Origin of the sequence: Erwinia phyllosphaerae, from assembly GCF_019132875.1 — a bacterium.
In the GTDB taxonomy this organism is placed as follows: domain Bacteria; phylum Pseudomonadota; class Gammaproteobacteria; order Enterobacterales; family Enterobacteriaceae; genus Erwinia; species Erwinia phyllosphaerae.
On record NZ_JAHSPF010000005.1, the window covers coordinates 239,711 to 251,669 of the forward strand.

An 11,959-nucleotide genomic window follows, 5' to 3' on the forward strand; every position below is an offset into this window, starting at 1 on the left:
CCGTTTACACTTCCGTTTTAAAGATAAGCTGCGAGTTAGCGCGATTACGAAACTGAAGCTGATCGATGCGCATATTGGTGCAGTTAGCCTGCTCACGCGCTTCCAGAATCTGCCCATGATGCGGCGATTTGGCGCAGACGGGATCGGCGTTGTCCGCGTTGCCGGTCAGCATAAATGCCTGACAGCGGCAGCCGCCAAAGTCCTTCTCTTTTTCTGAGCAGGAGCGGCAAGGCTCCGGCATCCAGTCAAAACCGCGGTATTTGTTGAAGCCGAAAGATTCGTACCAGATTTCCTGTAGCGTATGCTCCAGCACCGAAGGGAACTCGACGGGCAGCTGGCGCGCGCTGTGGCAAGGCAGCGCCATACCTTCCGGCGTCACGCTTAAGAAAATGGCGCCCCAGCCGCCCATACAGCCTTTTGGCCGTTCTTCGTAATAGTCAGGCGTAACGAACAGCAGGTTGGCAAAATTGCTGCTGTCCTTCATCTTTTCGCGATAGTGCTGCACCACTTCTTCCGCGCGCGCAATCTGCTCACGGGTCGGCAGCAGGCCCTCGCGATTCAGCTGCGCCCAGCCGTAAAACTGGCAGGTGGCCAGCTCGACGTCGTCCGCTTCCAGCTCGATCGCCAGCTCAATGATCTGCGCGATCTGATCGATATTGTGGCGATGCAGAACAAAGTTCAGCACCATAGGATAGCCGTGCGCCTTAACCGCTTTCGCCATCTCGAGCTTTTGTTGAAACGCTTTTTGCGATCCCGCCAGCGCGGCGTTCAGCGTTTCATCGCTCGCCTGGAAGCTGATCTGGATATGATCCAGTCCCGCTTCGGCAAAAGCGTCGATCTTTTTCTGGGTCAAACCAATGCCGGACGTGATCAGGTTGGTATAAAACCCCAGATCGCGTGCCGCGCGGATCAGCTCGGGCAGATCTTTGCGCACCAGCGGTTCGCCGCCGGAAAAACCCAGCTGCACGGCGCCCATCTGGCGAGCCTGTTTGAAAACTTCTATCCATTGCTCAGTGGTCAGCTCTTTTTCCTGCTGCGCAAAGTCCAGCGGGTTAGAACAGTAAGGGCACTGCAACGGACAGCGATAGGTCAACTCAGCCAACAGCCAGAGCGGCGGATTGACCTGAGGTTTAAGCAGGTTCACGGAAAATTATCCACTTCTGTTCGCAGGCCTGAATAAAGAACGCTTTCACATCCTCATCCACGCCGCCTGCATCGGGAAAACGAGCGTTCAGCTCGGCAATCAGTGACGCCAGCGTACGTTTGCCGTCCACCAGCTGTAAAATAAAGGTGGCGCTGTCGTTCAGTTTCGCCATGCCCTCCGGATAAAGGATAACGTGGCAATCCTGGGTGGGCTCCCACTGTAACCGATAGCCGCGGCGAAACAGCGGCACCTGCTGGTCGTTAAGGGTCATTACAGCAATCTCTCGTGATGCCAGGCGATCTGGTCGGTAACGGTATGGTAAGGCGGACGATGCAGCTCGTAGGCCATGCTCATCGCGTCCAGCATGCTCCACAAAATATCCAGCTTGAACTGGAGGATCGACAGCATGCGCTGCTGCTGCTCGGCGGTTTTGAAGTAGTCCAGCGCCAGCTGTAAGCCGTGCTCAACGTCGCGCCGGGCCTGCCCCAGCCGACCACGGAAATAGCCGTAGCCTTCGGCTTCAATCCATTGGTAGTGCTGCGGCCAGCTGTCGAGACGCGACTGATGAATTTCCGGAGCGAACAGCTCGGTCAGCGAGCTACAGGCCGCCTCCTGCCAGACGGCACGACGCGCAAAGTTAACATAGGCATCGACGGCAAAGCGCACGCCGGGCAGCACCATCTTTTCCGACAGCAGCATTTCGCGCGTCAGGCCGACCGCTTCACCCAGGCGCAGCCAGGCTTCAATGCCGCCTTCGCTACCTTCGTGGCCGTCGTGATCCAGAATGCGCTGTACCCACTTGCGGCGCGTCTGCGGATCCGGACAGTTAGCCATAATGGCGGCGTCCTTCAGGGGAATGCTGGTCTGATAGTAAAAGCGGTTGGCGACCCAGCCCTGAATTTGCTCGCGGGTTGCCTGGCCGTTATGCATCGCTATGTGATACGGATGATGAATATGGTAATAAGCGCCTTTGGCGCGCAAAGCCCGTTCAAACGCCTCGGGCGTCATGGCTTGCGTCGATGTGTTCATAATATTCTCACAGGTCGATACGCATACCGTCCCAGCTGACTTCGATGCCGTGCTGCGCCAGCGCCTGACGCTCGGCCGACTCTTCGTCCAGGATCGGGTTGGTATTGTTAATATGAATAAGGATTTTGCGTTCTGCGGGCAGCGAAGCCAGCAACGCGATCAGGCCTTGCTCTTCAGCCAGTGCCAGATGACCCATATCCTTCCCGGTATTGCGACCTACGCCGGTATTCGCCAGCTCGTTGTCCTGCCACAGCGTACCGTCAATCAGCAGGCAGTCAGCCTTCTGCAACCAGCCCAATAGCTCGCTGTCCGGTTCGCCCAGGCCGGGCGCATACATCAGCGTTTTACCGCTGCGGGTATCTTCGATAAACAGCGCGACATTGTGGCCGGGCAGCGGTCTGCCGCGATACTGCGAGTAGGGCGGCGCGTTGCTGAGCAGCGGGATGGCGGTGAACTTCAGCGCCGGGCAGACCGCTACTGAAAAAGGTTCGCCGGGTGAAATAGCATGATGGACAAGGCCGCCGTTCCAGTGCGCAAGCATCGTAAACACGGGAAAGCCGGTGGTCAGATCTTCATGCACTTCCGGCGTACACCAGACCTGATGCGGACAGCCTTCGCGCAGGCTCAGCAGGCCGGTCGTATGGTCAATCTGGCTGTCGGTCAAAATAATTGAGCCGATAGCGGTGCCGCGCAGTACGCCATGTTTATTCAGCGCGGGCGTGGCGGCTATCTGGTGCGCGATATCCGGCGAGGCGTTGCACAGCACAAAGTCGATGCCGTCGTCGCTGATAGCGATAGAGGACTGCGTACGTGCGGAAGTTTTCAGGGTGCCGTTACGCACGCCCTGACAGTTTCGGCAGTTACAGTTCCACTGGGGAAAACCGCCGCCGGCCGCAGAGCCAAGAACGTTAATTTGCATGTGTAGACCAGAAAAAAGAGGAAATGCCCACGGCCGTGGGCATAAGGGCTTAGCGGTTGGAGATGTACAGCGTAACTTCCAGGCCTAAGCGTAAATCAACAAAAGTCGGTTTAGTCCACATAGCGGAGCTCCTCATGGTGTGAATGAAAATCTGCCCGTTAAGTTCGGCAGGCAATTGGCTTATTGTCAAATATTGACTTTTAAGCGGCGCAAATGTTGCGCCTATGTCAATATGATATCAACCCTGTAAGCCGCAAGGTTAATGAGAAAAACAGGCGTAACCTTCTGTCGGGTTCATTCGCCCCAGGTTTTCTTCAGGACGCGCAGCCAGTTACGCCAGCAAATTTTTTCGACCAGCTCGCGGGAATAACCGGCCTGCGTCATCGCGGCAATCAGACGCGGCAGTCCGGCCACGTCGCCCAGTTCGCCAGGCACGCTAATGCCGTCGAAATCCGAACCGAAGCCAACGCCATCTTCGCCCAGCTTTTCCAGCAGCGCGTCCAGATGACGCACCATTTCGCCCAGCGAGGTACTCTCGTCACGCTTGCCGTCGGCGCGCAGAAAGGCGTTGCCGAAGTTAATGCCGACAAAGCCATCGCTTTCGGCAATGGCGGCCAGCTGGCGAGCGGTGAGGTTGCGCGGCTGCGGGCAAAGGGCATGCACGTTAGAATGCGTGGCGACCAGCGGCGCATGACTGAGGTTAGCTACCTGCCAGAAGGATTTTTCATTCATGTGCGACAGGTCGATCAGCAGCTTTTTGCTGTTACAGATCCGTAGCAGATTCAGGCCCGCCGGAGTTAGCCCCTCGCCGCTGTCGGGCGAACCGGGGAAATCTCCCGTTACGCCGGCGCCAAAACGGTTTTGCAGATTCCACAGAGGCCCAATGCTGCGCAGCCCGGCGGCTATCCAGCGGTCGAGCTGGCTGCACTCTTCATCCAGCGCTTCTGCCCCTTCAATATGCAGCACCATTGCCAGCACGCCCTCAGCCATACAGCGCTCGATCTCGCCAACGCTACGGCAGATCCGCGCCTGACCTGCGGAACGATCGGCAATCTGGTGCAGTAACGCGATCTGCGCTTCGGTAATCGCCAGCGGATCGTGATCTTCTTCCACATACTCCGTTTTACTCTGTCTGGCGTACTGGGCAGGCGGTACAAAAACCGCAAACAGGCCGCCAGCAAAGCCGCCCTGACGTATACGCGCCATGTCCAGATGACCACTCAGGGTGCCGTGCAGGAAATCCGCGACGGGATCGCCTTGCTCCTGTAACCACAGGCGCAGCAGAAGATCGTTATGGCCGTCGAAAACGGGAGAGACGAAAGAAGAGGTCATGATGGTTAGCTGTCCACCCAGCTGTGTTATGGATCGGAAGGTACAATGTTAAATAAATAATACCTTAAAACGTGTCGGGGAAGCGTTTAAAAAGTGCGGTTAAAACGGCTCCGGCGCGATGAAGCCAAAAGCTTATAAAAATAGATCTTAAAGCGGCGTCCCACTTTAATTAATGCAGCCAGGCTTTATTTATAAAAATAATTTATATGTTCCTGCGCGTTATAAATCGTGCCGGTCTTCTTATGGTCAGCTAAATAAGCTGACTCTCCCTGAACCTGAACCTGAACCTGAACCTGTACCAGAACAGGCAAGCCTGTTATCACTAGCCAGTTTATTTATGGTCATGCCCCTAAATAAAGAATAGCCAGCATCGTTTTGCCCTGTTAAGCCGTGCTAAAACGGACGATCGTTTACGTTAACGAATTGTTTATTGACGTTGATTAAAAATATCCTATCGTAATGTCATCAATTATATAACGGAGTATCTTATGATCCCTGAACGCAGAACCACCGTCGCTACGCTGCTGCTGCTGGCCGCTTCCACCTCTTTCGCCCACGCGGCGGAAGATTTTCGCGTGACCTACGCAGGCTCCATGGGCGTGGTGATGGATAAGGCGCTGGGGCCTGCTTTTGCCAAAGCGCAGCAGGTTAACTATCAGGGCCAGGGACAGGGCGCTTACGGCATGGCTAATCTGCTGGCTTCCAAAAAAGTGGTGGCGGACGTGTTCGTTTCGGTCACGCCAGGCCCCATTGCAGTGCTGCAAAAAGCGGGACTCGTAGAGAAAGCCGAGCCGGTCGCCAGCACCAGCATGGTGATTGCTTACAACCCGAAGGGAAAATATGCCCAGGCTTTTGACGCCATTCGTGAAGGCAAAGCAAACGCGCAGCCGTGGTGGAAAGTGCTGCAAACGCCGTCGCTGCGCTTTGGCCGCACCGATCCCGCCACCGATCCTCAGGGGCAAAACATTATCTTTACCATGATGTTAGCCAGCCGCTATTACCAGCAGCCGCAACTGACGAAAAACGTGCTGGGCGACACGCAGAATCCTCAGCAGGTCTTTGCCGAAGGCGGCCTGCTTTCACGGCTGGAAGCGGGCCAGGTAGATGCGGCATCCGGCTATGAAAGCGCGACCCGCTCTGCAAAACTGCCTTACATCACGCTGCCGGATGAGATCAATCTGAGCAACCCGGAGCTGGATAAAACGTGGTACAGCAAGGTTAGCTTTGCCATTACCGATGCCAAAGGCCAGCAGAAAACGCTGCATCCACAGCCGCTGGTGTTTTATGCCGCCGTGCTGAAAAACGCGCCGCATCCTGAACTGGCGCAGAAGTTCGTTAAGTTTATGCAGAGCGAAGAGGGCCAGACGCTGTTTAAGCAGAACGGTTATGGTCAGCCGAAAGGCGGCGCGCTTTAACTTGCGCTCTTTCTGGCTGGGAATACCGGCAGTTGTCCTGCTGGTTATTCCTTTTATTACGCTTGCGCTAATAACGCCGTGGCACAGCTTCCAGCTGGCTTATGGTGATGGTCAGGCCATTGGCGTTTCGCTGTTGCTGAGCGCTGTTGCGCTGCCGATCATTGTGCTGACCGGTATCCCGCTGGCGTACTGGCTGGCGAGAAGCCGCAGCAGCTGGCGCGGCGTGGTGGAGGCGGCCGTGCTAATTCCGCTCCTGACGCCGCCGCTGGCAATGGGGATCCTGCTGATTTCCACCTGGGGGCCTTACAGTTCAATTGGTGAAGCGCTGTCGGCAGTAAGTTTGCAGCTGAATAATAATCCCGGCGCTTTTGTTGTTGCCCAGCTTTATGCGGGACTGCCGTGGTTTGTGCTGTCATCTCGCACGGCGTTTGAAGCGGTGCCGCGCGATATTGAAGAAGTGGGTGAAACGCTGGGGGCGTCCGTCTGGCAGGTATTCTGGCGGCTGACGCTGCCGCAGGCTTCGCGCGGCCTGGCCGCAGCGCTGGCGCTTGCCTGGGTAAGGATTATCGGTGAATTCGGCATTGTATTGGTGTTTAGCTACTTTCCGCAGGGAATGCCGGTCAAACTCTTTATCAATCTGCAAAACGACGGCGTGGAATCCGTCTATACGCTGCTGTGGGCGCTGCTTGCCGTCACGCTACCGCTGCCGCTCTGGTTCGCTATGCGCGCCAGAAAGATCACGCAATATCACTGAGGCGGGAAGGGATAAGCCAATGCTACTTATTCTGTAATGAAGGGATAGGCCGGTGCTACCTGTTCTGTAATGAAGGGATAAGCCAGCGCTACTTATTCTGTAATGAAGGGATAGGCCGGTGCTACTTATTCTGTAATAAAAGAATAAAAGCGCCGGCTCATTTTTTTAAATCAGATCGGTAGAGCTAACCGCGCTGTTTTTACGGTCGGCCACTTCTTTCAGCAGGGCAAAAATAAAAATCACCATGCCCAGCACCGGCAGAATGGCACCATAGCTGGCGGTTTGCGTCATCGGATAGCCTTTTTGTACGACCCAGGCACCCAAAAACGCGCCCAGCGCATTGGCAATATTAAAGGCGGAATGGTTCAGCGTTGCCGCCAGCGTTTGCGCTTTTCCGGCGACCTGCATCAGCCGAACCTGCAACGGTGCGCAGAGCGCCAGGTTAGTGCCGATCAGGAAAGCGCCCAGCATCAAACCGCTGGCAGAAAGCACCATCAGCGGGAACAGCGACAGGACTACTACGCTCCAGGCCAGAATGCAGAAAATCGACAGCATGATCTTGCGGTCAGCCAGCCTGCCGCCCGCCAGGTTGCCCAGCACCATACCCAGCCCAAAAGCAAACAGCACCACCGGCAGCCAGAGCGTGGAAAGATGCGCGGCCAGCGTCAGAATCGGCGCGATATAGCTGATAACGGCAAACATGCCGCCAAAGCCGATAGCCGCAATGCCCAGCGTTAGCCAGATACGAATATTCGCCAGGCCCCGGATCTCTTTTAGCGGCGAGCTTTGGGCTTCTTCCTGCAAATTGGGGAAAAGTTTGAAGATCAGGATCGCATCGACCAGCGACAGCAGCGACACGCAGGCAAAGGCCCAGCGCCAGTCAAGATGCTCGCCCAATAGCGTCGCCGCCGGATTACCCAGCAGCGAGGCCAGCGTCAGGCCAAGCATCACTTTGCCTACCGCCTGGCCACGACGATTCTCTTCCACCAGCGAAGCCGCCGCCAGCGCCGCCACGCCAAGGAAGGCGCCGTGCGGCAGCCCGCTGATAAAGCGGGAAACGACCAGCGCGTGAGCATTGCCTGCCAGCACGCTGCTAACGTTGCCAACCAAAAACAGCAGAATAAAAATCATCAGCTGGTATTTACGGTTCAGTTTTGCGGTACTCAGTGAAAAGAGTGGTGCGCCAATCACCACGCCCAGCGCGTAATAGCTGATAAAGCGGCTACCTTCGGCAAGGCTGACGTGCATGGCGTCTGCCACCTGCGGCAGCAGGCCCATGATCACAAATTCGCTCAGGCCAATGGCGAAGGCGCCCAGCGCCAGGGCAAACAGCAGCGGGCCAGCGGCACGGGCCGCGGGAAGAGTCGGGCTTACAGTAGTCATAAAAAGTGCACTTAAATTAGCGATGAATGCCGATACCCGGCCGCAAGAAACGACGAGCGCAGAGCGTCTGGCAGGACAGGTGAGAAAGTTTGTTAGCGTGAGGCCGGGTTGGACGGCCTCTGTTTTATGCTCTGCCAGCAAGCTGCGCAGAGCGGACGGAGTCTACAGCGAAGCGGGATGCCGACACAAGTATGATGTGATCGGCATCACATTTCTTGCCAAGTATAGCCGGTGGCGTCCCGAGTGATTTTCCCTGCCGCGCTGCCGCTAAAATGCACGGTAAACAGCGTCGCCTGCTGTTGGACGGCGTAGTCGAGCAGCCAGGCTCTGGCGCGGCGGGCCGCTTCTTTATCCTGGCAATATACCGAGGAGAGTGCCGGCTCGGATACCTGGATTTCGTTATGCATAACGTCGCCGGTAAACAGTGCGATTTCTCCAGCGGACGCAAAAGCGATGCTCATATGGCTGACGCTATGGCCGGGCGTCGGCAGAAAGTGGATGCCGGGCAGATACTCTCCGCCGCTGTCCGCGATGAGTTCTGCTTTTCCGGCATCGATAATGGGCTGCACGCTATCGGTAAACACAATCAGGCGCGGCGCGGCGGCAGGCGTCTGATACCAGGCGATTTCACCTTCGGGAATAGCCCATGTTGCATTGGGAAAAGTGGGAACCCAGCGTTCGCCGTCCCACTTTGTGTTCCAGCCCACGTGGTCGGTGTGCAAATGGGTATGCAGGACATAATCAATATCTTCCGGCTGCAGGCCGGTAGCCAGGAAATTATCCATCCACGGGCTGTTGAGCCGGTCGAAAAGCGGGCTGAAAGGGCGCGACTTGTTGTTGCCCGTTGCGGTATCGATCAAAAAGCGCCCTTGCGGCGATTCTACCAGCCAGCTGTGAACGCTCATTTGCAGCGGGCTATCCGGCGTCATGCCGCTGGCAAAGCCTTGCAGCTGTTGTTCGGTCACTTCCGGATAAAGCCTGGAGGCGGGCAGAGTTGCGGTTTGTTCCACAAGCTTAGTGATTTTTAATTCACCAACGTTCCATGAGGGCAGGCTGCTCATATTTTTCCTTTTTTATTAGTCAGTAAAAAAGCTACGCCCTGTCAATATGCCCTAAATCCCGCTCGGGAAAACAGTAATTACGCACTCGCTGCTTCAGTTCCTTCACCTCCGGGAAACCGCCGTCCGCCTTACGGTCCCACAGCAGATGACCGTCAACGGCGATCTGATAGATGCCGCCGGTACCCGGCACCAGCGTTACCGAAGCCAAATCGGTGCCGAAAGTGTGCAGCAGCTCCTGAGCCATCCAGCCCGCGCGCAGCAGCCAGTTACATTGGGAACAGTATTGAATAGTGATGGCAGGCGATGTCATGGGTTACGTCCGGCAAAAAAGAAGAAAAGCCATCTTCTGGCGAACGTTGGAAGCTGTCAAGACGGCAGAGCGTCACGCTTTGCTTATCGTATAAATCAGCTGGCGAAATGATTGCCATTAGCAATCAATATGATTATCATTCGCATTCAACATCAGTCAGGGATCGACTGCAATAACGCGCGGCGGGCGCTTTTGGCGGCAATGTGAGTCGATACTAATAATGATTAAAGGCTTACCAGAATGCTTAAAAAAATTTCTCCTCAGGGATCTTTCCAGACCTCCATCCTGTTTACCGCGCTGGTGGCTGTAGGCTGTGCTTCAGCGGCACAGACTACGACCATCACCTCCACCGACAGTCAGCCAGCTACGGACACCGAGCCGCAAATGGTGGTAACGGCACCGCAGCCGAAGAAAGAAGCGGGCGGTAAAACCACTATTACCGCAGCAGAAATGCAAAAGAAAGGCACTACCGATTTCGGTTCGGTGATGCGCTATGAACCGTTAATCAGCGCCACCGGCGTCAGCGGCGGATCGGGGGCGGGCAAAAGCGGTTTCGATCGCGGCGGCTACACCGGCTATAACATTCGCGGCCTGGAAAGCAACCGCGTCGGGCTGGATGTAGACGGCATTCCTCAGCCGGAAGCTACGGGACGTGGCTATGCCAGCCGCGCGGGCGTGAACACCTTTGGCATTGGCCGCGACTATATCGATCCCTATATCTATGGTCAGGTTGATATCGAATCCGGCGCGACCTCTACAGCCACGGCGAACAATGCGATTGGCGGCGCGGTTTCATTCCTGCCGAAATCGGCGGACGACTATCTCACCCCTGATAAATCGACTTACTTTGGCTACCAGTCGGGCTACGATTCATCCAACCGCAGCTGGCACAACGGCATTACCGCCGCGGCTGGCGATGAAATTTTACGCGGCGTGCTGGTCTACAGCCGCCGCGACGGCCAGGAAACGCGCAACAACAGCCATACGCTCAGCGCTTATCCGGCCAACTGGCACTCCAACGCGCTGATGGCCTCCGGGATCTGGCAGCCCAACGATGAGCATAAATTTACCGGCACTGCTGACTATTACGATAAAACCAACCATACACATTACGACGCGTGGGACAGCAGCGGCAATACCATCTGGGGAACGGCACAGCAGCAAAGCCACACTCGCCGCTGGGGCGTTAGCCTGAAGGATGAATGGACGCCTGCCAGTGATGTTGTCGACAGCCTCACCTCCCGGCTTTATTACCAACAGACCCAGGCGCATGACAATACCTATATGCCTTCCAGCGCAAGGGCGATGGAGCGGGTCTATTCCGATTACGATGTTGATACCTATGGTTTTGCCACCAGCCTGGTCAAAACGCTGGGGCGCCATGAGCTAAGCGCTGGCCTGAACGGCAGTATCAGCGACAGCAAGCGGCCATTCCGTCAGGAGCCTGTGGCCAGCCAGTACAGCGTCATTATGCAGCCCCAGGCCGACAGCCGTAGCTACGTGCTGGGCGGCTATGTGCAGGATAAAATTCATTTCGATCTGGCTGGTCACGACTTCAGCATCGTACCCGGCGCGCGCGTGGCTTACCAAAGCATCAGGCCGCAAAACCTCAGCAGCCTGACCACTGAAAGCACGGTCATTACCGAAGCCGATATGCAGAAGCTTTACGGGCAGAAGAATACGGATACGCAGCTGTTGCCGTCGCTGAGCTTTAACTATGACATTACGCCGCAGATGATGGCCTGGATAATGTATAAGCGCGGCGCGCAGTTCCCGAACGCCAGCCAGCTTTACGGTTCATGGAATCTGGGATCCAGCTATGCCGGTTCCGCGCAGTACGCGCTTATCGGCAACGCGAAGCTAAAAACGGAAACCAGCAATAACCTCGAGTGGGGAGTAAAAGGCCAGGCCGCTCAGGGCGTGACGCTGAACGCCTCTATGTTTTACAACACCTACGACAACTTTATCGCCTATACCCGCTACACGCGATCCGGCAGCCCGACAAAATTCACCAGCGTGCCGTCAAATATTTACACTATCTACCAGGCGGAAAATCGTGATAAAGCTTTTATCTATGGTGGTCAAATCAGCACGAAGCTGAATGTTGGCAGCTGGTTTGAGCAGGCCAACGGCCTGAGCACGACTTTTGCGCTGGGCTACAGCCAGGGTAAAGCGAAATCCAGCTATGCGGGCGACAGCTATGTCGATCTGGACAGCGTCGCGCCGCTCAAGGCGATTGTTGGCGTGGCGTGGGACGATCCGGCAAAAGTCTATGGCGCAGCCGTGACGGCGACCTTTGTTAAAGGCAAGCGCGCCACCGATACCAACCGCGAAAGCTACAGCAATAACGGCGCGTCGCTGACCGATTCCAGCTCGGAATATATGCGCGTGCCGGGTTATGGCATGGTCGATATGACCGCTTACTGGCAGGTCGCGAAAAACGTCCGCGTTAACGGCGGCGTTTATAACCTTACCGACCGCAAATATTGGGATTACCTGAGCAGCCGTAACCTGACCGAAAGCACTAACCAGGATGCTGCTGATAAGGCGCTGGCGGTAATGCCGGGACGCAGCTTCCAGCTGGGCGTCAACGTCGATTTCTGATGATTAAC

12 protein-coding genes are annotated in these 11,959 nt (G+C 56.1%); 3 read left to right on the top strand and 9 right to left on the bottom strand.

The genetic code is table 11. The features are described 5' to 3' along the window. Positions 1-4: 4 nt before the first annotated feature. The 6 genes from pqqE to KUE00_RS11310 all read right to left on the bottom strand — a co-directional run bounded on the left by pqqE (position 5) and on the right by KUE00_RS11310 (position 4,424). Complete coding sequence (gene pqqE / locus KUE00_RS11285; protein ID WP_246759982.1) at positions 5-1,144, bottom strand: pyrroloquinoline quinone biosynthesis protein PqqE; 1,140 nt, start codon at positions 1,142-1,144, stop codon at positions 5-7. Next, a complete protein-coding gene (gene pqqD, locus KUE00_RS11290) occupies positions 1,131-1,415 on the bottom strand; it encodes a pyrroloquinoline quinone biosynthesis peptide chaperone PqqD (RefSeq protein ID WP_246759983.1) in 285 nt (94 codons plus the stop codon). Before pqqD ends, pqqE begins: the two co-directional genes overlap by 14 nt. Continuing rightward, a complete protein-coding gene (gene pqqC, locus KUE00_RS11295) occupies positions 1,415-2,173 on the bottom strand; it encodes a pyrroloquinoline-quinone synthase PqqC (RefSeq protein ID WP_246759984.1) in 759 nt (252 codons plus the stop codon). The genes pqqD and pqqC overlap by 1 nt, the downstream gene beginning before the upstream one ends. 7 nt (positions 2,174-2,180) lie before the next feature. Next, complete coding sequence (gene pqqB / locus KUE00_RS11300) at positions 2,181-3,092, bottom strand: pyrroloquinoline quinone biosynthesis protein PqqB (protein ID WP_246759985.1); 912 nt, start codon at positions 3,090-3,092, stop codon at positions 2,181-2,183. A 49-nt stretch (positions 3,093-3,141) separates the two neighbouring features. After that, entirely contained in the window at positions 3,142-3,213 is a 72-nt protein-coding gene (gene pqqA / locus KUE00_RS11305) for a pyrroloquinoline quinone precursor peptide PqqA (RefSeq protein WP_071789594.1), read from the bottom strand. A gap of 173 nt (positions 3,214-3,386) precedes the next feature. Then, positions 3,387-4,424 carry a dipeptidase gene (locus KUE00_RS11310; protein ID WP_246759986.1) on the bottom strand — a complete coding sequence of 346 codons (1,038 nt, stop codon included), beginning with the start codon at positions 4,422-4,424 and terminating at the stop codon, positions 3,387-3,389. A 488-nt stretch (positions 4,425-4,912) separates the two neighbouring features. Here KUE00_RS11310 and KUE00_RS11315 point away from each other — a divergent pair, with 488 nt between their 5' ends. Beyond that, a complete protein-coding gene (locus KUE00_RS11315; protein WP_246759987.1) occupies positions 4,913-5,839 on the top strand; it encodes an extracellular solute-binding protein in 927 nt (308 codons plus the stop codon). Then, entirely contained in the window at positions 5,811-6,593 is a 783-nt protein-coding gene (locus KUE00_RS11320) for a molybdate ABC transporter permease subunit (protein ID WP_246759988.1), read from the top strand. Before KUE00_RS11315 ends, KUE00_RS11320 begins: the two co-directional genes overlap by 29 nt. Positions 6,594-6,758: 165 nt before the next feature. On the opposite strand, the gene KUE00_RS11325 is transcribed toward KUE00_RS11320, so the two are convergent. From KUE00_RS11325 to KUE00_RS11335, 3 genes are all read right to left on the bottom strand, one after another. After that, positions 6,759-7,976, bottom strand: coding sequence for an MFS transporter (locus tag KUE00_RS11325; RefSeq protein ID WP_246759990.1), 1,218 nt, complete (start codon positions 7,974-7,976; stop codon positions 6,759-6,761). A gap of 206 nt (positions 7,977-8,182) precedes the next feature. Further along, positions 8,183-9,037 carry an MBL fold metallo-hydrolase gene (locus KUE00_RS11330; RefSeq protein WP_246759991.1) on the bottom strand — a complete coding sequence of 285 codons (855 nt, stop codon included), beginning with the start codon at positions 9,035-9,037 and terminating at the stop codon, positions 8,183-8,185. Between the two features lie 31 nt (positions 9,038-9,068). After that, on the bottom strand, positions 9,069-9,347 hold the full coding sequence (locus KUE00_RS11335) for an Rdx family protein (protein WP_246759992.1): 279 nt from the start codon (positions 9,345-9,347) through the stop codon (positions 9,069-9,071). 240 nt (positions 9,348-9,587) lie between these two features. Between KUE00_RS11335 and KUE00_RS11340 the strand changes: the two genes are divergently transcribed. Beyond that, complete coding sequence (locus KUE00_RS11340) at positions 9,588-11,951, top strand: TonB-dependent receptor domain-containing protein (protein WP_246759993.1); 2,364 nt, start codon at positions 9,588-9,590, stop codon at positions 11,949-11,951. Positions 11,952-11,959: the final 8 nt, after the last annotated feature.